At 48.6% G+C, this 22,386-nt stretch carries 21 protein-coding genes; 12 read left to right on the top strand and 9 right to left on the bottom strand.

The features are described from left to right. The first annotated feature begins 6 nt into the window (after positions 1–6). Genes ACWIZX_RS02450 through ACWIZX_RS02470 form a run of 5 tightly spaced genes read left to right on the top strand, consistent with a single transcriptional unit; the run spans position 7 to position 3,687 of the window. Complete coding sequence (locus ACWIZX_RS02450; RefSeq protein WP_322793081.1) at positions 7–498, top strand: DUF427 domain-containing protein; 492 nt, start codon at positions 7–9, stop codon at positions 496–498. Beyond that, positions 492–1,148 carry an ABC transporter permease gene (locus ACWIZX_RS02455; protein WP_322793082.1) on the top strand — a complete coding sequence of 219 codons (657 nt, stop codon included), beginning with the start codon at positions 492–494 and terminating at the stop codon, positions 1,146–1,148. The genes ACWIZX_RS02450 and ACWIZX_RS02455 overlap by 7 nt, the downstream gene beginning before the upstream one ends. Before the next feature lie 30 nt (positions 1,149–1,178). Further along, positions 1,179–2,081: a glycine betaine ABC transporter substrate-binding protein gene (locus tag ACWIZX_RS02460; RefSeq protein WP_448334745.1), complete on the top strand. Its 903-nt coding sequence runs from the start codon at positions 1,179–1,181 to the stop codon at positions 2,079–2,081. Positions 2,082–2,087: 6 nt separating this feature from the next. Beyond that, on the top strand, positions 2,088–3,044 hold the full coding sequence (locus ACWIZX_RS02465) for an ABC transporter ATP-binding protein (protein WP_448334707.1): 957 nt from the start codon (positions 2,088–2,090) through the stop codon (positions 3,042–3,044). A 4-nt stretch (positions 3,045–3,048) separates the two neighbouring features. Then, positions 3,049–3,687, top strand: a complete 639-nt coding sequence (locus ACWIZX_RS02470) for an ABC transporter permease (RefSeq protein ID WP_448334708.1) — start codon at positions 3,049–3,051, stop codon at positions 3,685–3,687. 29 nt (positions 3,688–3,716) lie between these two features. On the opposite strand, the gene ACWIZX_RS02475 is transcribed toward ACWIZX_RS02470, so the two are convergent. After that, on the bottom strand, positions 3,717–3,962 hold the full coding sequence (locus tag ACWIZX_RS02475) for a YbeD family protein (RefSeq protein ID WP_322793086.1): 246 nt from the start codon (positions 3,960–3,962) through the stop codon (positions 3,717–3,719). A gap of 112 nt (positions 3,963–4,074) precedes the next feature. Between ACWIZX_RS02475 and ACWIZX_RS02480 the strand changes: the two genes are divergently transcribed. Both ACWIZX_RS02480 and lhgO read left to right on the top strand, forming a co-directional pair. Beyond that, on the top strand, positions 4,075–4,740 hold the full coding sequence (locus ACWIZX_RS02480; protein ID WP_322793087.1) for an LON peptidase substrate-binding domain-containing protein: 666 nt from the start codon (positions 4,075–4,077) through the stop codon (positions 4,738–4,740). A 127-nt stretch (positions 4,741–4,867) separates the two neighbouring features. Further along, complete coding sequence (lhgO, locus tag ACWIZX_RS02485; protein WP_322793088.1) at positions 4,868–6,109, top strand: L-2-hydroxyglutarate oxidase; 1,242 nt, start codon at positions 4,868–4,870, stop codon at positions 6,107–6,109. Here lhgO and ACWIZX_RS02490 read toward each other — a convergent pair. Genes ACWIZX_RS02490 through ACWIZX_RS02500 form a run of 3 tightly spaced genes read right to left on the bottom strand, consistent with a single transcriptional unit; the run spans position 6,094 to position 8,888 of the window. After that, complete coding sequence (locus ACWIZX_RS02490) at positions 6,094–7,194, bottom strand: lysophospholipid acyltransferase family protein (RefSeq protein ID WP_322793089.1); 1,101 nt, start codon at positions 7,192–7,194, stop codon at positions 6,094–6,096. The genes lhgO and ACWIZX_RS02490 overlap by 16 nt on opposite strands. Before the next feature lie 53 nt (positions 7,195–7,247). After that, positions 7,248–7,973: a hypothetical protein gene (locus ACWIZX_RS02495; RefSeq protein ID WP_322793090.1), complete on the bottom strand. Its 726-nt coding sequence runs from the start codon at positions 7,971–7,973 to the stop codon at positions 7,248–7,250. Between the two features lie 33 nt (positions 7,974–8,006). Beyond that, positions 8,007–8,888 carry a cyclase family protein gene (locus tag ACWIZX_RS02500; RefSeq protein WP_322793091.1) on the bottom strand — a complete coding sequence of 294 codons (882 nt, stop codon included), beginning with the start codon at positions 8,886–8,888 and terminating at the stop codon, positions 8,007–8,009. A 339-nt stretch (positions 8,889–9,227) separates the two neighbouring features. Between ACWIZX_RS02500 and ACWIZX_RS02505 the strand changes: the two genes are divergently transcribed. Further along, a complete protein-coding gene (locus ACWIZX_RS02505) occupies positions 9,228–10,112 on the top strand; it encodes a DUF2877 domain-containing protein (protein ID WP_448334709.1) in 885 nt (294 codons plus the stop codon). A 3-nt stretch (positions 10,113–10,115) separates the two neighbouring features. On the opposite strand, the gene ACWIZX_RS02510 is transcribed toward ACWIZX_RS02505, so the two are convergent. The 5 genes from ACWIZX_RS02510 to ACWIZX_RS02530 all read right to left on the bottom strand — a co-directional run bounded on the left by ACWIZX_RS02510 (position 10,116) and on the right by ACWIZX_RS02530 (position 16,341). After that, on the bottom strand, positions 10,116–11,627 hold the full coding sequence (locus ACWIZX_RS02510) for a M1 family metallopeptidase (protein WP_448334710.1): 1,512 nt from the start codon (positions 11,625–11,627) through the stop codon (positions 10,116–10,118). Beyond that, positions 11,614–13,473 carry a translational GTPase TypA gene (gene typA, locus ACWIZX_RS02515; protein ID WP_448334711.1) on the bottom strand — a complete coding sequence of 620 codons (1,860 nt, stop codon included), beginning with the start codon at positions 13,471–13,473 and terminating at the stop codon, positions 11,614–11,616. The genes ACWIZX_RS02510 and typA overlap by 14 nt, the downstream gene beginning before the upstream one ends. A 91-nt stretch (positions 13,474–13,564) precedes the next feature. Beyond that, positions 13,565–14,416 (bottom strand): hypothetical protein, encoded by an 852-nt coding sequence (locus ACWIZX_RS02520; protein WP_322791376.1) that lies wholly within the window; start codon positions 14,414–14,416, stop codon positions 13,565–13,567. Positions 14,417–14,503: 87 nt separating this feature from the next. Continuing rightward, a complete protein-coding gene (locus tag ACWIZX_RS02525; RefSeq protein ID WP_322791375.1) occupies positions 14,504–15,160 on the bottom strand; it encodes a response regulator transcription factor in 657 nt (218 codons plus the stop codon). After that, on the bottom strand, positions 15,157–16,341 hold the full coding sequence (locus ACWIZX_RS02530; RefSeq protein WP_322791374.1) for a sensor histidine kinase: 1,185 nt from the start codon (positions 16,339–16,341) through the stop codon (positions 15,157–15,159). The genes ACWIZX_RS02525 and ACWIZX_RS02530 overlap by 4 nt, the downstream gene beginning before the upstream one ends. 112 nt (positions 16,342–16,453) lie before the next feature. Between ACWIZX_RS02530 and acnA the strand changes: the two genes are divergently transcribed. The 4 genes from acnA (at position 16,454) to ACWIZX_RS02550 (ending at position 22,294) form a co-directional block, all read left to right on the top strand. Next, positions 16,454–19,168, top strand: coding sequence for an aconitate hydratase AcnA (gene acnA, locus ACWIZX_RS02535; RefSeq protein ID WP_448334712.1), 2,715 nt, complete (start codon positions 16,454–16,456; stop codon positions 19,166–19,168). 236 nt (positions 19,169–19,404) lie between these two features. Next, positions 19,405–20,676 (top strand): argininosuccinate synthase, encoded by a 1,272-nt coding sequence (locus ACWIZX_RS02540; protein WP_322791372.1) that lies wholly within the window; start codon positions 19,405–19,407, stop codon positions 20,674–20,676. An 8-nt stretch (positions 20,677–20,684) separates the two neighbouring features. Further along, positions 20,685–22,070, top strand: coding sequence for an argininosuccinate lyase (argH, locus tag ACWIZX_RS02545; RefSeq protein ID WP_448334713.1), 1,386 nt, complete (start codon positions 20,685–20,687; stop codon positions 22,068–22,070). Between the two features lie 80 nt (positions 22,071–22,150). Beyond that, positions 22,151–22,294 (top strand): hypothetical protein, encoded by a 144-nt coding sequence (locus ACWIZX_RS02550; protein WP_448334714.1) that lies wholly within the window; start codon positions 22,151–22,153, stop codon positions 22,292–22,294. The last annotated feature ends 92 nt before the right edge of the window (positions 22,295–22,386 follow it).

The raw sequence follows: 22,386 nt of genomic DNA on the forward strand, positions 1-22,386 counted from the left end.
TCCATTATGAACCTAAATGACCATTCTCCTTTAAAAGCGGAATCGGTATGGGACTACCCCCGACCTCCGTCAGTTGAATTAACCACCCTGCACCTGTTGGTTTATTTTGATGGGATCAAACTGGCTGAAACCAGACAGGCCTACCGCGTACTGGAAACAAGTCACCCGCCGGTATACTACTTCCCACCGGAAGATGTGTTGATGGAATTTCTTATTCCCTCCTCGCGCCGTTCTTATTGTGAATGGAAAGGCCAGGCCTCCTATTACACAATCAAAACGCCTGGAAAAGTAGCCAGCAATGCAGCCTGGTACTATCCCAATCCGACACCTCCTTACGCCGCCATAATGAACCACATTGCTTTTTACCCGCAATGGATGGATCAATGTTTTGTTGAAGGGGAACTGGTAAAACCACAGCCCGGTAATTTTTATGGTGGTTGGATTACTTCGAACCTGATTGGTCCCTTCAAAGGCGAGGCAGGTAGCGAACTTTGGTAGAAACGCTCATTCAAACTTTATTGCAAAGTTATATTTATTTTTTCAACCGCCAGTCAGAATTTTGGGCGGCGGTCAAAGATCATCTCCTTCTCGCTGGTATCGCGATTGGAATTGCCGTGGTGATTTGTGTTCCCCTCGGCATCTGGACAGCCAGATCACGCTTTGCGTCGCTCACCCTCTTGAATCTGGTTAATGGCTTACGCGTCATCCCCAGCCTGGCAGTGTTGTTTCTGATTATTCCCTATCTCGGATTGACCTCAACCTCCGCAATCGTAGCCCTGACAATACTGGCCATGCCGCCGGTCTTGATTAACACTGACGCCGCTTTCCGCACCCTTGAGCCAGCCATTATTGAAGCGGCCAGAGGTATGGGTATGTCGTCTTTTCAAAGGTTATTCAAGGTTGAATTTCCGCTTGCCGTTCCGGTAATTTTGACGGGCATTCGCATTTCGGCAGTGGATGTGATTGCCAGCGCAACCCTTGCTGCTTTTGTGGGCAGCGGTGGTTTGGGTATCTACATTACACGCGGCTTTGCCCTCTATGATTACAGCATCCTCTTCGTTGGTGCAATTCCTGTCGCCCTGATCACTTTACTGGTAGAGGGCATGCTTGCCCTGCTTCAAAAAACACTCCAACCTATCAAAACTTGAAAGAATAACAAAAAGAGGTGTCCAATGAAAATGAAAAAAGTTTTACAAATCCTGCTTGGTATGTTCTTCATACTTGTCATTCTGGTATCCTGCTCCCCTGCCGGCAACACTTCCACCCAGCCTGTCATTCGCGTAGCATCAAAAGATTTCACCGAACAATTCATTCTGGGCGAGATGTACGCCCAACTTTTAGAAGCAAACGGCTTCAAAGTTGAACGGAAGTTGAACCTCGGCGGCACCCCAATCGCTCAAAAAGCGTTGGAGTCCAACGAAATTGATCTTTATCCGGAATATACCGGAACCGGCTTACTGACCGTGCTCAAACTGCCCGTCAATACCGATCCTGCCGCCGTGTACAATACCGTCAAAAGCGAATACGCCAATCGCTTCAATTTGGTCTGGTTGGATCCGGCACCAATGAACAATACTCAGGCGGTAGCTATGAAACGCAGCAAAGCCCAGGAATTGGGCATCGAAACCATATCGGATTTAGTTGCCCAGGCATCCAATCTGGTTATGGTAGGACCACCCGAATTCCAAGAACGCGAAGACGGCTTACCCGGAATGCGTCAGGTATATGGCGATTTCAGTTTCAAGGAGTATAAATCCGTTGATCCCGGTCTTCGCTATCAGGCTATTAACGAAGGTCAAGCAGATGTAACCGTTGCCTTTGGAACTGACGGGGAAATAGCCGCCTTTGATTTGGTTATTCTGCGGGATGACAAGGGTCTCTGGCCGCCTTATCAGGTAGCACCCGTAATTCGCAAAGAGGTGTTGGACGCCAATCCAAAAATTGCTGAAATTTTGAACGGATTAGCGCCGCTTTTGACCGATGAAGTCATGCAGAAGTTGAATTATGAAGTGTCTGGCAAACAGCGCGAACCAGCCGACGTTGCAAAGGAATTCTTACAGCAGCAAGGTCTATTGAAGTAAACAGAAATGTCAGCCATAAAATTTGTCAATGTCAGCAAACAATATCCCGGCACACCTGCACCTGCTGTTGACAACATTACGTTGGAAATCCCGGAAGGATCCATTGTAGTTCTATTGGGTCCTTCCGGCTGCGGTAAGACCACCCTGCTTAAGATGGTTAACCGCCTGCACGAGCCCACCGCTGGAAAGATTTTACTGGATGGAGTTGATATTCAGTCCATACCGGTTAACCAGTTACGCCGCAACATCGGTTATGTAATCCAACAGGTTGGCCTTTTCCCCCACCTGACCATTGCCAAAAATATCGCTGTTGTGCCGGAGTTATTGGGCTGGGAGCGGCAGCGAATTAACCAGCGGGTTGATGAGTTGCTTGATCTGATTCACCTGCCGCTTGACTATCGCAATCGTTATCCGGCGCAACTATCTGGTGGCCAGCAGCAGCGGGTTGGGCTGGCGCGCGCTCTCGCCGCTGACCCTCAGGTCATGCTCATGGACGAACCGTTTGGGGCGATTGATGCGATTACGCGGGCCAGTTTACAGGATCAACTGCTTGAATTACAGCGCCGACTGAAAAAAACCATTCTATTTGTAACCCATGATGTGGAAGAAGCCCTGAAAATTGCTGATGAAATCATTGTGCTGGACAAAGGCAGACTGGTGCAGAAAGATACCCCCTGTAACTTGTTGGCAAATCCAGCCAGTGATTTTGTCCGTCAGTTGCTCAATTCTGATGACCGCATTCGTCAGCTTTCTCTGGTACGGGTCGAAACGGTTATGCAGCCCCTTGATCCCACTATCCAGCCCAATCAACTACCCCGTGTGCCGATTGGAACAGACCTGAAGCAAGTGCTTTCCATTATGCTCGCCCCAAAAGCAGATGTAGTTGTGGTCACACACGATGAAAAACCGGTTGGGTTGATTACATTTGAGGAATTGAGAAAAGTGGGCTGCCTCTCGAATTAGGACTATGACATATCTGCTCAATAACTTCGATTACATCCTGCAGCTGACTTTCCGACATTTTCAGCTGGCAATCATTCCGGTGGGTATTGCCTTTTTAATAGCATTGCCATTGGGGTGGTTAAGCTTTCGTTTTCCACGCCTTTCCAGCTTCTTAATTCCGCTCAACAACATCCTTTACACCGTTCCCAGCATTGCCATGATGATTTTCCTCATCCCATTTTTAGGATTGAATGCCCGCTCGGTCATGGCTGCGCTGGTAATTTACAGCCAGATTATTTTGCTGAGAAATATCATTGCCGGCTTCAAGAGTATAGACCCCTCAATTCTGGAGGCTGCCCGCGGGATGGGCATGAGCCGATTACAAATCGCCACCAGAATCCAGCTTCCTATTGCCCTGCCGATAATTCTAGCGGGAGTGCGGTTGGCATCCGTCATATCGGTAGCTATTGCCACAATCGGAGCTAAATTCGGAGCTGGAGGTTTGGGCGTTTTACTTTTCGAGGGAATTGCTCAGGCAGGAAGAATGGACAAAATCTGGATTGGGGCAATTTTTGTCGGCTTGTTGGCTCTTTTCTTCAACCGGGGGATTTTATGGATTGAAAAAACGATCAGCGGGCGGTGGATGCAGGCCCGCCAGGCATAAATATGCCGTTATCTTCTACCCAGGCTCACTTACAACAGGTAAATAACCCGATCTTGTGCGCTGAGGTGAGCATAAATTGCGTCCAGCTGCTCGCGCGACTCGGCAACGAAAGAAACTTTGACCGCCAGGTACTTCCCACCGTTGCTTGGTCTGGCCTCAATTCCATCCTCGGTCAGATCAGGGACATGCTTGCGCACCTCAACCATCACAAATGTGGCAAAATCATCTTGATTGGCTCCAATGACTCTCAGCCGAAAAACAGTTGGAAAATCCATATGAGGGCGTTCGTATTCCATGCTGTGATTATAATGCAGAAGAAACCTCATACAAGCACTGGTAACAATTCTTAATTGGCTTTAAAGTTACATAAGAAAGCCATCATCCATTATGCGTGAACTTTGTTTATTTCCTCTCCACACCGTTTTATTTCCAGGTATGCCGCTGCCGTTACACATCTTTGAAGCTCGGTATCGGTTGATGATTCAGCGTTGTATCTCAGAAAATCAGCCCTTCGGCGTGGTACTGATCCGGCAGGGGTTGGAAGCATTAGGCCCCTTAGCCAAGCCTTACACCATTGGCTGCACGGCAAATATTGTTCAGGCGGAGAGACTGGAAGACGGCCGCATGAATATCCTGACCATCGGTGAGGAACGATTTAAGATTCATTCTCTAAATTATGATCTGCCCTATCTGACCGCTACCGTAGAAATATATCCGATGGAAGAACCCCATACCATAGCTGTAGCGCGGGGTGTGCGCCATTTTCAACCTTGGATCTTCCGCTATTTGCAGATGCTCAACTCGCTCTCAGATGAAGAATTGCATGTTGAAATCCATCATCTCGACCTTCCAGAAGATCCTCTCGTCAAACTGTACATGGCCGCATCCTTGCTTCAAATTCCTCTGCACGAAAAACAAGATTTGCTCGAATCTGAGACAACCGCTCATTTACTCTATAAACTAACCCGCCTATACCGGCGGGAAATTTCCGTAATAAATCACCTCAAGAACACAACCTCCAATCAGGCCAATATCTCGGCATGGTTGAATTGAGAAATCACTCGGATATCATCTGAAAATCACCACCAGCATCAGCAAGGCAACTTTCTGCGGTGGGGTATAATGATTTTACAATATCTATCTTCATTACCCAAAATTCCTTCTTCTGTGAGGCACAGGCATGAATGACAGGACTTTTGACATTGCAATCATTGGCGGGGGAATCGTTGGCATGGCAACCGCACTGGCTCTCTCAAATCAAACCTCAGCCAGAATCGTTGTGCTGGAAGCCGAGAAAAAACTGGCCGCGCATCAAACCGGTAACAACAGCGGCGTCATCCATTCCGGTATTTACTACAAACCAGGCTCACTTAAAGCCCGTAATTGTGTCGAAGGCCGAGAAGCGTTGTATCAGTTCTGTCAGGAGCATCACATTCGCCACGAAAATTGCGGTAAGGTCATTGTGGCAACCACCGAAGATGAATTACCACGTTTGGAGGCACTGCTTGAACGCGGTCAGGCCAATGGATTAACCGGTTTACGCCGCCTGACCCGCGAAGAAATTAAAGAGTACGAACCCCACGCCACCGGTTTAGCAGGGATATTCGTTCCTCAAACCGGAATTGTGGACTATGTGCAGGTTGTAGAAAAGTACGCGGAACTTTTCCGCAGCCAGGGCGGGGAAATATTCACCAACAGCGCTTTTCAATCCGTTACCCGCAAAAAGGATGAACTCATCCTGCATACCAGCAGTGGTGAAGTAAAATCTCGCTTTCTCATCAACTGCGGCGGTTTGTATTCGGATCGCATTGCCAAAAAGTGCGGTGTCAACCCCGGTTTGCAGATCATCCCATTCCGCGGGGAATACTATGACATCATCCCGCAAAAACATTATCTTGTAAAGAACCTGATTTACCCCGTACCCGATCCCCGTTTTCCGTTTTTAGGGGTGCATTTCACCCGTCGGGTAACCGGTGGCATAGAGGCCGGGCCGAATGCCGTGCTGGCATTCAAGAGAGAAGGCTACAAAATGACCGACATTTCTATTACGGACATGTTGAATTATGCAACCTTTATCGGCTTCTGGCGCATGGGGCTGAAATACTGGCGCATGGGTTTTGACGAATTTTATCGCTCCCTTTCCAAGCGGGCGTTTGTTTCCGCCCTGCAGCGATTAATCCCGGACCTGGGAATGGATGACGTCCACCGCAGCGGAGCTGGTGTCCGCGCCCAGGCTCTTGAACCCAACGGCGCACTGGTAGATGATTTCCGCATTGTTGAAGCCCCTGGCATGATCCATGTCCTGAACGCTCCCTCACCAGCAGCCACGGCCTCGCTGAGCATCGGTAAAACCATAGCCTCTATGGCTATCCGCAATTTCAACCTGGAAACAAAGCCATCCGCCGTTCAAACCAAAGGGTGAAGCGAGTCGTTTCCGCGCATTGTGATCACCTGACCGTTTTCGGAATACTCATAAATCGGTGTAAAAACGAAATACGCATCTTCCCCAGAATCCAAAGCCATGCTTTTCAGCCTGGTCAGTGCATTCTTAATGATCAGCCCTTGATCCACACCAAAGCGATAGGTGAAGAAACCCGGGTTATCCTTTTCGAGATAATTCAGCATTGCCAGAACGGCCAATTCAACATCGCGCACAGGTACTGGTTGCCCAAAATTTTGAAGGCAGCCCACCGGCAGCCCCAAATTGCGTTTCAACGTGTTCAATAACACCGGATAATGAAACAGTATTCCCAGGCCGTTTCTGGTTATCAGGTCAAGCTCTAACAGCGCGTGCGAAGCGTACCCATTTTTTTGAACAAAAACCTCTACATCAAAATTTTCCTGGCTTTTCCGAAGCCCGTTTTTTTCTTCCGCCGGCAGTAATTCAGTGATTCGCTCCATGACCAGCGAGGAGAATCGCTCAAGTTCCTCTTTATCCAGAGCGCTTTCTTTTCCCTTGCTGGAAATTTGCACGGGTTTGCCTACCTGCATGGTCAACCGCGGACGCTGAAAGCACGTTATTTTGGCCAACGCTCCTCTCAACCCTCCGAAACCAATCGGGTACACCGGCGCACCAGAAAAATGACTGAGCAACCCAACCCCGCTCCGTCCGCTCTTCACATCCGCCCCCCAAATTCCTCCCTGCGGGAAGATACCAATTACCCCGCCAGCCTTAAGGACATCCAGCGCTGTATAAATTGCCGTCCGATCCACATTTCCCCGCTTTATGGGAATAAATTGATATAACTTTGCCAGCCATGCAAACCTTGCATCTATGGGAACATCTCCGGTACCGATAAATTCCACCAAAGCAGGAGAATATACAGCCATCAGCACGACTTCAATAATATTCTCATGGTTTCCCGCCAGTATGGCAGGCCCTTGTTTGGGCAGGAGATGCAACCCTCTGGTTTCAATTCTGGCCAATAATGGCAGTATCAGCCTGCCAAGGCTAACCAATAGTTTCCGTACAATGACGTTTCTTGGATAGCGAATCTGGGTATTCATACAAAAACAGGCAGAGCCAGACAAACTGGCTCTGCCTTTCTTTTTGATTGAACTTAAACCAGCACTTCGTCCGGTACCCGCATGACCTCATTGGCTTTGATCACTTCTTCGGGCACATCAAACACCAGCTCAGTGCCGGTCATCTGGCGGACGTAGTCTTTGACTACTTTATCCCAGTACTTCTTGGTTACGTAATAGACGCGCGCACCGCCAAGTTCATGCTGATATTCCGGCCACGGGTAGCTGGGCTGTGCCATACCAATCCCCCATCGCATCCAGCCATTGTAACTTTCGTATGTAGCCCACCATTCTTTATTACCCAAAATCTCAAAACCGTAATAGGCTTTTGCGTAATACATGACGGCGCCAATCCGGCCGCCGCGCACCAACGCCATGGTGTGCAGGCTGATATTGATATCTTCGTTCAACAAACGACCGTTCGCAAAACCTGCCCACAAGCCGTCAATCAAGCCAACCAGGGTGTAGGGGTCTTTCAGGCGTTTGCGATACCAGCCTAAAATTTCTGCGTAAACCCGCGCGCCCACAATATCGTAGAAGTCATGATCCACTTCCATGACCTTTTTCATGTATTCCAGCATCATAGGGGCTTCTTCGAGTCTGGCTTCACGGATGTACATGACCCGCCCGTCCTTCAGGGTCACCATCGCACCCGGCCATGGTTTCAAATCCATCGCTGGGGCCTGTAAAATGGGTTCGATCTCCTCAACATCGAAGGTGATCTTTTGCTCGCTGACTTTTTCGGGGGTTGGTAATCTCATCGTTTTCCTCCAGAAATTAGAAATGAAATGAAATTAAGATAGATTGGCTTTAGAAATCGCGTTGATGCTCTCAATATGGGCGGGATTGTAAGCATCACCGAATTTCGTCTTGGGAAGTTCCGCTTTCTTCTTCATCAATTCTTCGTATTCGTCATCACTGACCATTGCAACACAGCGGCCAATGCTGGCTTCCCCATCCACAAACCGCCACGGGAAGAAACCAACGGTTACGCGCCGGTTGAGTAACAGGTCAATATCGCCGCCAATACATTCAGCATGGATGATCCCATACGGGAACATTTCAAGGTGCATCAACTGGTACTTGCTGTCATCAAAGAACTCAGCCAGTCCCATGCCGTATTTCTTGCGAAAGACCTTTTCAGCCTGACGGGTCTGACGCGGCATCCAATCGCGGATTATGGTGTTCATCGGGTGATCGGCGCTGCCGCAATCAACGCCAATCCAGCGCAATTTTTTGGCTTTTGCCCAGTCGGCAAATTCGCGGTCAGGGCCAGGGTGCATCACCATATAACGCACTTCGTTGGCATACGGTTGATCCCAGCCAAAATGATGATAGCCGGTGTGGATAATCAAAATGTCGCCTTCCTTGACCTCCACCCTCTCTTCCACCATCTTGCTGGTGTAAACGTCGTAATCCCCGCACACATCCGAAAGATCAACAATCGCCGCTTCATGCACCAGAAAGTCCATATCCAGGGAAGCCATGTCTTTGCCGGGAGTGTGGAAATGGATTTCGCCATCCAGGTGGGTGCCGAGGTGATTGGAATGAGTCAGCACCTGACCATTGGCGCCGTTTGGGGCAAGCCTCTTGAAATACTTGACCTGTAAAGGTTCATAGGTCGGCCAGGGAGGTGTGCCAATGCCGAGAGGAATGGTTAAATCAATTAATTTCATGTTCTTTTCTCCTTTACAAGTGATTTTGAACTAGCAGGCTGAGTGAAACCGGGGAATAAAAATCTCCCTGAACGGGACATTCAGAGAGATTGGTTTGGTGTTGATTACGGGCATAGAAATCCCTTGGTGATTCATCTGCCAGCTTTTTTGCATGAACATTCCGCAACACCGGAACCTGATCATCGCCATATCGGTTTTCTTTATACCCTGTAATTGAGATTCGAGGTTAAAATTTGCTGGTAAAAGAAGGAACAACTATCAAAATTATCATATAAAAACATTCCTGTGTCAACTGACATTCCTCATAAAAATGTCTGACATCCTTGCAAAGGTGGATTTGTGAACTATTTTTCAGCCATTCAAATCGGAATTTGCGCTTATGAAAGTCTTGAAAAAAACCGCTCCGGTGAGGTGGTTGGAATTACCTCCAAAGGAGTTTTTCTGAAATTAGCCGACCAATCAATCCTCTTCCTGTCACAGGAAAAATTCGGCAATCCGCTCACCATCAACCTTCAGCCAGTTCTCCAAACTCCATCTCTTAATGTGGGTGAATCGTTCAAGATTGCCAAAGGATTAATTCAGTTTGAGCATTCTCCGGTTGTCATCCAAACCCAGTCAGCAGCCATCTGGTCATCAAAAAGGCTGGCAAATCCGCTAATCTTCCATCCTGATCCCAAGGATGCCATCGCACTTTTACTCAGCATGCGTTCTTTGCTGGCTCAGCCGGTTTTGATGCTGGATGAAGTCCTTACCCTTTCGGGATTGTTCCCCGAATTCCATCCTTCCGATACCGAAATCCAATCCATGCTTCACGGTCTGAAGAATAATGGGCTCTCATCACCTGCTGAATGTTTTGCACCCATCCAGTTTTTCGCCGGTCGCGGACGGGGTCTGACTCCTTCTGGCGATGATTTACTGCTCGGCTGGATTTACACCCTGGGCTGCTGGAAGGAAAAACCGGAACTTGATTTTCCTCAACTTCAGCAAGTCCTGAGGCAGGCTGTGGAGAACCGGACCACAGCCATCAGCCGAAATCTGATTGAAGCGGCTATGCAAGGTGAAATTGACCAACGGCTCTTGCAGGCTTTTGAAATGATGGTCGGCGTTCGACCCATGGATTTTTCTAAAATTCAAAATGTACTGGAATGGGGAAGCTCGTCAGGAATCGAAGTATGCGCCGGGATGGGATTGGGACTACTCACCCTCAGCAATCTCCCCGGATAGGGATTATGGCATCGCAGCAAAAAACGATTGGGTTACTTTTTCAATTTCCGCTTTTGACATTTCAAAAGCATTGAAAAAATCAATCGGTGTGGCAATCTTGCCGCTATTCTCACCATAATAGCGTTTCAAGCCATCAAAAAACTGCTCATCCCCAAGCGCTTTTCTAAGTTCTTCCAGAAATAATGCGCCGCGCAAATAGACCGCATCTCGATAAGCCAGATAACCGCCATAATCATAAACCGGTAAATCAATCACCCCTTGCGGCTGGTAGAAATTGACCCGGTAAAACCACCACCAATCCATCAGTTCAGGGAAAAACCGTTCGTAGTACAACCGCTCAGCATAGGTACAAAGAGCCTCATCCAGCCATGGGTGGCGGGCCTGATCATTGGCAACCACTCCATACCACCATTGATGAGCAGTTTCATGCACCGTGATGAGGGTTAAGTATCCTTTATCTGTTCCATCGTAAAGGTCATAAAATCCTTTACTCAGAAAAAATAAACCGTCAAATTCCATCCCGTCCAAAAAATCGGCCTGTACCGCGCTGATAGATTGACGAGGGAGTTCACCAAACAATTGTGAATACAACTGATATGCTCGAACAGTGTGCTGTAATACCACTTCACCCTGCCGGCGGTAAAGCGGAAAGTAATAATGGCTGATTTTCACCCCATCCACTTGCGCTTCTTCGATCAGAAAATCCGGGCTAATCGAAATCGCAAAGTTTCTGGCGCTATCAAAACGGTACTCCCAGCGGTTTTGACTTTGCTGAACCGGACTGGTACTTGCTGCAACCACAACCTCTCGCGGGGAGTTGATCACCTCAAAGCGCACTTCAAAATCCGCCAGAGGGTAAACCGTGTATTCGCCAAAAAAAGATGGCGGATGGACAATCCAGCCTGTTTCGTCATCATAGGGTGGCAACCACAAATACCAATCCACAAGGTTGGTCTGCCGCTGGGTATATCCGTAAATTTGAGGTTTGCTGGTGTCGGATGGCGGTGGTATTGGCGGTAATTGCAGGACATATTCAGCCAAAATCGCGATGGGTTCCTGAAAGGATAAGGGTTCCTTCAAGGTAACTTGCAGCAGATTGCGCTGCAATTCCCAATCCAATGCCTCCCCAGTTATTTGATTTTCCAGACGATTCAGATTAAACCCGTTTGCAAAACGATTGGGTTCGGTGACGAGCATAATTTCGCTGAGCGGTTGGGTAGAGGGATTGGTAAATTGGATAAGTTGAGTGACCTCAACCTTTTTCTGGCCAGCATCATAAACGGCATCAATGGTATAAGCCAGCAATTGAATAGGCAAAGACGGACTCTCGGTTACTTCTGGCGTTGGGGTGAAAAGGGTTAGGGTTGGGGTTGACTCGGCTGCCGTGTGGGTAACAGCAATCAATGGCGCAGGCGTAACATCGGATGGAAGGACCGTTGGGCTGGCACAACTGACAAGCCCAACCGCAAAAAACAGCGCTAACAGCCACCCCACCCCGAATTTATCCAGCCTCATATAATTCTTTAGCCCGCTTTGTCTGCTTGCCGCGTTCCTCAGTATCCAAAATCTTCTTGCGAATCCGAAAACTTTTAGGCGTTACTTCCAGCAGTTCATCCTCGGCAAGGTACTCAATTGCCTCGTCTAAACTCATAGTTCGCGGAGTAGTCAAGCGCACTTCTATATCCTTATTGGAGGAGCGCATATTCGTCAGGTGTTTCTTTTTACACACATTCACCACCAGATCGCTCGACCGCAAGGTTTCTCCCACAACCATGCCCTCATAAACTTCAACACCCGGTCCGTAAAATAAGATACCGCGTTCTTCAGCGTTTTTGAGACCATAATTGGTGGTGGTTCCTGCTTCCCACGCCACAATTGAACTGCTGTTCCGTGTGGGAATCGGACCGGCAAAGGGTGCATACCCATGAAACAGGGTGTGCATGACCCCCATACCGCGCGTCGCCGTGAGAAATTGATAACGAAATCCCAGCAGACCGCGGGTCGGAACAACATATACCAGGGTGACTGTGTTGTCCGGGTTGTTGGTAAGGTTGATCATTTGACCTTTACGGGCGCCAAGCATTTCAACGACTGCACCAACCGTATCGGCACTGGTTTCAATGTGAACCTCTTCATAGGGTTCTAAAAGCTCGCCACCCTCGCCTTCCTTCAAAATTGCCTCGGGGCGGGACACCTGGAACTCATATCCCTCACGACGCATTGTCTCAATCAAGATGGCTAAATGCAATTCCCCTCTTCCAGAAACCAGAAAAGTATCTGCGTTTTCCGTTTCCTCCACCCGTAAGGCAACGTTATTGCGCAATTCGGCAAACAAGCGCTCGCGCAGTTTGCGGGATGTGCTCCACTTACCTTCTCTCCCGGCAAACGGCGAGGTATTGACTCCAAAGGTCATGCGCACCGTTGGCTCTTCGACACGAATGGGTGGTAATGCTATGGGCTGCTCCGGGTCAGCCAGCGTTTCACCGATTTCCACACCTTCCAGACCGGCAATCACACCAATATCGCCTGCCAGAACTTCATCCACTTCCACTTTTTCAAGCCCTTGAAATACAAACAGATATCTGGCTCTTTCCGGCAATATTTCTCCCTGTAAGGTAATCCGCGCGATGGATTGACCATTGATAACCTTTCCAGCGCTCACCCGTCCAATCGCAGTTACGCCGCGATATTCATCGTAACCCAAATTGGTGACCAGCATCTGAAAGGGAGCATCCAAATCCACTTCAGGACAGGGAATATGATTTAAAATTGCCTCAAATAACGGCTGAAGGTCGGGGGATAACTCCGGTGTCAGCCCGGCCTGTTGGGTAATTGCGTTCGTATACACTACCGGGAAGTTTGCCTGGCTCTCGCTGGCACCCAGTTCGATGAACAAATCAAAAGTGTCGTTCAAAACCCGGTCAGGCTCAGCATCACGGCGGTCCATCTTGTTGATGACCACAATTGCCTGATGACCCATTTCCAGGGCTTTCTTAAGTACAAATCGGGTCTGCGGCATGGGTCCTTCAGCGGCATCCACCAGCAGCAGGACACCATCAACCATATTCATCACCCGTTCAACCTCGCCGCCAAAATCAGCGTGACCGGGTGTATCCACAATATTGATTTTGACCATTTCACCCGTTCTCGAGTCGGGAATCAGAACGGCCGTGTTTTTTGCCAGAATAGTAATGCCGCGCTCCCGCTCCAAGTCGTTCGAGTCCATCACCCTTTCTTGAACTTGTTGATTTTCTCGAAAAACTCTGGCTTGTCGAAGCAAACCATCTACCAGCGTTGTCTTTCCATGATCAACATGGGCAATGATCGCCACGTTGCGAATATTTTTTCTCTGAACTTTCATTTACAAACAACCTTTCAAACCCTTAAAAATATCAGACCTGTAATCTTATCAAATAATAGAGGTATTGAACAGGCACAATTTTGTGAAAAATTTAATGATGAATACTTTTTCTCAGGAGAAGAAGGTACAAACCGAAAATAATCAAACCAATCGAACCCGTATTGGCAATAAAAGACGGAGCATTACCGGGGTCGCCTCCAATATACAAACCCCAGCCAACCACAGCCATCACTCCACCTGGGATTAATGGCCACCAGATGAATTTGGTCGTCACAACCCGTGAAAAAAGGATGATAAACCCCCAACCTAGAGCAAAAATGGCGATCATCATACCCGTTTTAGAAAGCGCATTAACCGCCTGTTCTGTACCCCATGCAAAATAAATTCCCGGTCCAATTGTGATCAGCAAACTCCCCGGAATGATCAAACCAAAAATGCGCCAGAAAACCCCCCAGATTAACAAAACGACCCCCACACCACCGGCAATGAAAAGAACAAAGTCAACCCATCGAAGGGGGGTGACCAGAAAACATAATCCAATAAAAAACAAAATTCCACCCGGAATCATCGGCCACCAGACCCGCTGCGGGACAACCCAGCTAGAACCTGCGGTAATCAACGCCCAGCCAGCTGAAAATGCGATGATCAGCCATCCGATTCGCTGTTGGAAGCCGATCGGGAATGCTGAACTAAAATACAAAAAGCTTCCCACGCCTGCCCCAAAGATCAGGCCGCCAGCGATCAATAAACCCAACTTTTTAGCACGAGTAGACTCAACCAAAAAAACCGCCCCGCTGATTGGAAGAATAACCAGAACCAACCAGCCGGTTTTCAAAAACTGTTCTAATAAGATGGCTAAACCCACGGAAATGAAACCTATTCCAAGAATGTAGGGAAATTCCCTTTGAGGATTTGTTCGAACGGGCGGGATCTCGTTCACCATTTCCTCCTGTATTGAGTCAAATCTTACCCTGAAGTGATTCTAAGCACATCAAACACTGGTCACATTTCTGGTCACAATCCAGGCGGTTCAAATCAGACCTAACTCACGTGCCTTGAGGACCGCCTGCATGCGGTCGCGCGCTTCTAGCTTGCCAAGGATATTGGTCAGGTGATTTTTAACCGTTCCTTCCGCAATCACCAGAGTATCGGCAATTTCTTTGTTGCTCGCACCCTGAGCAACCAGTTTCAACACTTCCAGTTCACGCGAAGAAAGCTTTACCCCAATTTCATCTACATTGGTTTTTTGGGGTCTGACCATTCGGGAAAATTCTGCCATAACCTTCGCAGTAATGGACGGAAGCAGGAAGTATTCCCCACGGGCAGCTGAGCGGATCGCTTCGTACAGTTTTTCGGATGATACATCTTTCAACAGGTAACCCACCGCTCCGGCGCGCAGCCCTTCAAACACATCTTCATCGTCATCAAAAGTTGTCAGAACAATCACCTTGCATTGCGGCAGGCTGTCTTTGATCCGCCGGGTTGCCATGACGCCGTCCATCACCGGCATTCTCAGATCCATCAAAATCACATTCGGGCTCAAACTAACCGCCATGCGCAGCGCTTCTTCGCCCTGTGAGGCTTCACCGACTACTTCAAAATCAGGCTGCAAATCCAGCAATGTGCGCAGCCCTTCACGAAAGAGCGCCTGATCATCTACAAGAAGAATTTTAATTTTGGGATTCATGCCGGCACCTTAATCCTGAAACCAAACCCCTGTGGTTGATTTTCTAACAGGGTAAATTCCCCACCCACAATTTGAACACGCTCTCTTAAACCCATCAATCCAAATCCTTCCTTCAAATTATCAACCCCAACTCCATTATCTTGTACCGTCAAGATGACCCAATCCGGTGAAGAATAATCCAGATAAATGGACAGGTTACGCGCTTGTGAATGTTTACAGGCATTGGAAATGCCTTCCTGAACAGCCCGATAAAGAGTCCAGTATGTTGTAGCGCTTAGTTCTCTACCCGTACCGATGATTTGAAGATTGGGTTCGATTCCAAAAGATTTGGCACTTTCGAATAATTGTGGAATGATTTTCTCTAGAGGAAGATCCTGGTTGGGTTGACTGCGCAAAGTGCCCACGGATTGGCGGACATCTGCCAACGCTTCCTGTGTGAGGGAAGTTGCCTTTTGTAAATGCTCGGCGGATTTTTGCGGGTCATTCTTCAGCAGCGCATTGGCCGCTTTGATCTGCATGTGAATACTGGTCAGGTAATGACCCAATCCGTCATGAATTTCTCGTGCCAGCCGGTTACGTTCTTTGATAATGGCAAGATCCTCAATTTGAGCGGCATAATCGCGCAATTGTTGATTTGCCTGGGTCAGTTCACGCACCAGCCTTTCCACCTCTCGACGCGAAGCTTCCTCATTCAACGCCATTTGGGTAAAAACTACAATGAAAATCAGACCGGCAAAAAAGATGGGCAATCCTTCCCAAACGACCTGTAAGTTTTTAGAAAAGGCATAAACTGCTCCAACGTATCCCAACAAAATCCCAAATTGGATGAAGTAACTGATTCTTCTTGGAAGCAAAATGACCGCATGCCCGGCAAGGGGAAGCAATACCATGGCATTAAAACCCGCCCCCTTACTGAGGTACACGATCCAGGCTCCCAGGAATATTTGAATCACAAAATAACCAATACTTAGAATTGAATTTTGTAACTTTACACAATAGGCAAATCCATAAATCCCAACCGCCAGATAACTGGTTCCCAGGACAATCATCAACACAATTTCCAGAGGTGTGGCTGCCTTCATTGAACTGAAAGTAGCGAAAAAGGAGGCCAAAACCACTACCGCGAAGGCCAAATCGGCATCACTGCTGGTGCGTATCCGCGAGTCGGATGGTTGGTTCATCACCAAAATTATAACCCTGCCGCGATGATTAATAACTGAAAAACTTGAAGTCCAAAAATGTTGAGATTATAATCCCACAATATCCAATTCACTCGTCAAGAGAGAGGCAGCCATGACCATATATCATTCCCCTCGCGCAACTCTGAAAGTTAATGACAAAGAATATTCTTTCTTCCCTCTGGTAAATATCAACGGCATAACCATCGAACAATTGAACCGCCTGCCTTTTTCGATCCGTATTCTCCTGGAAGGGGTGCTTCGTAAAGCCGATGATGGGCAAACTAACCCTACAGACATCACAAATCTCCTCAACTGGCAGCCCCTCCAGGAGAATCGTCCCACCATCCCCATCTTCCCCGGACGGGTAGTGCTTCAGGACTTTACCGGTGTGCCAGTGATGAATGATTTAGCCGCTATGCGCTCTGCACTCGCAAAAATGAAAGACGACCCCCGCAAAGTTAACCCGGTCGTCCAGGTTGATCTGGTGATTGATCATTCCATTCAGGTTGATTACTACGCAAATCCCGATGCTTACCGCCTCAATGCCGAGTTGGAGTTTCAACGCAACCGTGAACGCTACGAATTTCTCCACTGGGCACAAAAAGCCTTCAAGAATCTTCGCATCGTTCCACCAGCTTCGGGAATTGTCCATCAGGTCAATCTGGAATACCTTGCCAGTGTTGTTTTAACGCGGGAAGAAAATGGCTCTATTCTCGCCTACCCGGACACCCTGGTTGGCACCGATTCACATACCACCATGATCAATGGTCTGGGCGTAGTGGGTTGGGGTGTTGGCGGAATTGAGGCGGTTGCGGCAATGCTGGGAGAACCGATTGAAATGGTTTCCCCGGATGTGATCGGCGTCCGGCTGAGTGGCAAGCTGCGCGAAGGTGTAACCCCAACCGACCTGACTCTCTTTATCATCCAATCTTTACGCAAAATGGGGGTCGTAGATAAATTCGTCGAATTCTTTGGTCCTGGTCTTGACCATCTGGCAGTCGCTGACCGCGCCATGATTGCCAATATGGCTCCGGAAAGTGGTGCAACGATGCTCTATTTTCCGGTAGATCATCTCACGCTCGATTATTTGCGATTAACCAATCGGCCGGATTCGCTGGTTGAACTGGTGGAAACTTATTATCAGGCTCAACTCCTCTTCCGCACTTCTTCAACGCCTGACCCGGAATACACTCAGGTGCTGGACATTGACCTTTCATCCATTGAATCATCCATCGCCGGGCCTCGCCGTCCACAAGACCGAATCCCCCTCGGCGCTGTTCGCTCCGTATTTCAACGCTCCCTGACCGCCCCAAAAACTGAAAACGGCTTCGGTGTCCCTCCGGAAGAACTTGGCCGAAGTGCACTCATCCCCGATAATGGCAAAACCAGCGAGTTGAAGCATGGATCGGTGGTAATTGCTGCAATTACCTCCTGTACCAATACTTCCAACCCGTTTGTGATGATGAGTGCCGGGCTGCTTGCCAAGAAAGCCGTTGAAAAAGGACTGAAGGTCAAACCCTTTGTAAAAACTTCGCTTGCACCGGGTTCTCGTGTAGTTACCGATTACTTGAAAGACGCAGGCCTGATGGACGACCTGGAGGCATTAGGCTTTTATCTGGTCGGTTATGGCTGCACGACCTGTATCGGAAATGCCGGCCCACTGCCCGAGAAAATAGTGCAGGCTATTAAAGAAAACAATCTGGTCGTTGGAGCAGTACTCTCTGGTAACCGCAATTTTGAAGGACGGATCAGCCCTCACACCCGCGCCAACTTTCTGGCTTCACCGCCGCTGGTTGTAGCGTACGCGCTGGCCGGAACGGTGGATATTGACTTATTGAATGAACCGCTCGGCATTGGAAAAGACGGCCAGCCAGTTTTTCTGAAAGATATCTGGCCCTCCTCGCAGGAAGTTGAAGAACACATCCATCGTCATATCCGCCCAGAAATGTATGCGGATGCCTACGCCGCCATTTTCCAGATGAGCGAATTATGGAATCAGATCCAAAGCGGCGAGGACTTACTTTACCGCTGGAACGAAAACTCGACCTACTTGCAGGAACCACCCTTCTTTGATCTTCAACCATCCGGCGGTAAGGACATCTTGAACGCACGCGTATTGGCACTTCTCGGCGATTCGATTACCACCGACCACATTTCACCGGCTGGCAGCATTGCGGTCAACAGCCCGGCCGGGCAATACCTGATCAGTAAAGGCGTACCGCCCTCTGAATTTAATTCCTACGGCTCAAGACGCGGCAATGACCGCGTCATGACCCGCGGTACTTTTGCCAACATTCGACTGAAAAACCTGCTTGTACCCGGAGTTGAAGGCGGTTTTACCCGTCACTTTCCCAGTGGAGAGCAGATGACCATTTACGATGCTGCAATGCGCTACCAATCTGAAGGTGTCCCGCTCATCATTCTGGCTGGCAAAGAATATGGTACCGGCTCAAGCCGGGACTGGGCGGCTAAAGGAGTTCTGTTACTGGGTGTTAAAGCCATCATCGCCGAATCGTATGAGCGTATTCACCGTTCCAATCTGGCTGGTATGGGCGTCCTGCCTCTGCAATTCAAACCCCATGAAAACGCTCAGACTCTCGGCTTGAAAGGTGATGAAATTTATAGCATAAAAAACATCGGGCAGGATTTGTACCCCGGCAAAGAGGTCATTATTGAAGCGCGCTCTCAGGATAACTCCATCAAAACCTTCTCAGCATTCGTTCGGCTGGATACCCCCAAAGAAATCCAGTATTACCTCAATGGCGGAATCATGAACACCATCCTTGCCCAACTCAAAGGCAGGAAGATTGAAACTTTGCAAAATTGATTCTTGACAAAACTCAGAAACCTGCGTATTATCATGAACAACAATAAGGTTGCCCGAAATGAAAAATCTCTCTGCTGAACTCCGCTTCCGTCGTCTGCTGACAAACCCGTATTTCCACGGGGTGGTCGGCATTCATGGAGTTAAACAGTAAGAAAAAATTTTCCTCATCTGTAATCCAATGCCCTCCCAGCCGTGGAGGGCATTTTTTATTCCAACAGATCATAAGGAGCTTAATCATGAAAAAGAACGGAAAATCGAAAATCAAAAAAGTTGTTTTGGCTTATTCAGGCGGGTTGGACACCTCAGTGATTGTTCCATGGCTGATCGAGAACTACGGCTGTGAAGTCATTTGTTACACCGCCGATATCGGTCAGGGTGAAGAACTCTCCGGGTTGCCGGCCAAAGCCAAAGCCAGCGGTGCATCCAAAATCTATATTGAAGATTTGAAAGAGGAATTTGCCCGCGATTACCTGATGCCTCTCTTAAAATCCGGGGCAATATATGAACGCAAGTACCTGTTAGGCACCTCTGTTGCCCGCCCGCTGATCGCTTACCATCTGGTAAAAACCGCCCACAAAGAAGGCGCAGATGCAATTGCGCACGGCTGTACCGGCAAAGGCAATGATCAGGTGCGCTTTGAGCTGACCGCCATGGCGCTTGACCCGCGCTTAAAAGTAATCGCCCCATGGCGCGAATGGAACATACGTTCACGCGAAGATGCTCTGGCATATGCACAATCGCGCAACATTCCGGTTTCCTCAACGCTCAAATCCATTTACAGCCGCGATAGAAATCTTTGGCATTTATCGCACGAAGGCGGATTACTGGAAGATCCGTGGAATGAACCGGAAGAGAGCATGTATCAAATGAGCGTTTCACCTGAGAACGCCCCCGACCAACCCGAAATGATAAGCCTGGAGTTTGAAAAAGGCATTCCGGTAAAACTTAACGATACTTCGTTGCCACCTCATGAATTGATTGCCACCCTGAACGAGATTGGTGGACGACACGCAATCGGCAGAGTAGACCTGGTAGAGAACCGGCTGGTGGGAATGAAATCTCACGGCGTTTACGAAACACCCGGCGGGACTATTCTTATGGCTGCCCACCAGGAACTGGAAGCCCTGTGCCTGGATCGGGATACGCTCCACTTCAAGGAAATCATTGCTCACCGCTACGCCGAACTGGTGTATTACGGGCAATGGTTCACCCCCCTGCGCGAAGCGCTTGATCAATTCATTAACAAAACCCAGGAACCGGTATCCGGCATTGTAAAACTCAAATTGTACAAAGGCAATATCATCATCGCCGGACGCAAAAGCCCGGAAAGTTTGTACCGCGAGGATTTTGCCACCTTTGGGCAGGACGATGTTTACAATCAAAAAGATGCTCAGGGCTTTATCACCCTGTTTGGATTGCCGATGAAAGTTCAGGCAATGCGCAAAATACACAAAAAGACCCCGGCTCAGTACGACCAACCCGATTACACCAAATTCAAACGCGATTAACGGAGGATGTGACTGTGACCAAATTGTGGGGAGGACGCTTTTCATCTCAAACCGACTCGCTCGCCGCTCAGTTGAACGCATCCATTGCGTTCGACTGGCGGCTTGCGCCGTATGATATTCACGCTTCCAGCGCGTGGGCTGAAGAGCTGGCTGAAATTGGCATCTTGACGGCTGAAGAGCATGAAAAAATCCAGATTGGATTAGAACAAATCATGGTAGAAGTGGAAAAGGGAACTTTTCGTCTTCAGTCAGATGATGAAGATGTTCACACTGCCATCGAACGGCGCTTGTTTGAATTGATCGGCGACCCTGCCGGTAAACTTCATACCGGTCGCAGCCGCAACGATCAGGTCATGACCGATTTTTTACTCTGGCTTAGAGATGCTGCCGATGAGGTTGACGCCAGCATCCAAAATCTGCAAGCTGCTCTGATTTACCGTGCCGAAGCGGATTTAGGCGTTATTGTTTCTGGCTACACGCACTTACAACGCGCTCAACCCATTCTTCTCTCTCACTGGTGGCTGTCCCATTTTCATCCGCTTTACCGTGACAGGCAGCACCTCGCTTTTATCCTCGAACAAGCCAATCAGATGCCCCTCGGTTCTTCGGCCTTAGCCGGCTGTCCCTACCCGATCAACCGCTTCAGGCTTGCCCAAAAATTGGGCTTTGCAGCACCCTCCCCCAACAGTCTGGATGCAGTTTCCAATCGCGATGCGGCAGCCTCGTTTCTTTTCTTTGCCTCTCTTCTCACCATTCACCTGTCGCGTTTAGCCGAATCGCTGATTTTATATTCCACCTCCGAATTCGGCTTTATTGAACTACCCGACGCCTATACCACCGGTTCTTCCATAATGCCGCAAAAGAAAAATCCGGATATGCTTGAATTGACCCGCGCCAAAGCCGGAAGCACCATCGGCTTATTAACCGGTTTCCTGAGTGTTTTAAAAAACCTTCCTTCCGCCTATGATAAGGATTTGCAGGAGGATAAACCGGCCGTATTTTCAGCGTTCGATATCCTCACCGTCTTGCTTCCGGTTATGACTGGAATCCTCCAAAACCTGAAAGTCCATTCGCAAAGAGCGGCAGCAAGCATTGATGCCACCATGCTGGCAACCGAAATTGCCGATTTTCTGGTTTTACAGGGCATCCCCTTCCGAAAAGCTCACCGGCTGGTTGGTGAGCTGGTGCGCGAATGCCTCGATCAGGGCATTTCTTTAGTGCAGGTTTCCTCTTCTCGTTTGGCTGAAATCCATCCCCAACTGCCAGGAACTATTTCTGCTTTGCTTGACCCGCGCAATGCCATCGAACGACGCTCCCAATTTGGCGGGACTTCAACCGATTCGGTTAAGTTTCAAATTCAACAAGCCCGGGAATTTCTGGTCAGAAGAACCTGAACAGCCACCTGAAAAACATCCTTGACTGCGACCCCAATGCCTGTTAGGATAAAAACATCAAAAGTTATGGAGGTAAATTCATGAAAGCGATTAATGAAAACGAAATCAAGCCTGGCGAAAGCATCGAAGAAACTCATACTGCGCCCGTCTTTCCAATTCTTCTCGACCTGGATGAGGAAACGATTCAAATTTTGCTGGATGACCAGATAGCCACTGGCGGTTAAGACCATATCCTCTCATTTGCAGTTTCGACGGGCGCGGAGAAGATGAACACTATCCCTCCGCGTTTTTGATTAATCAGATTAATTCACGAATT

The organism is Bellilinea sp. (genome assembly GCF_053501535.1).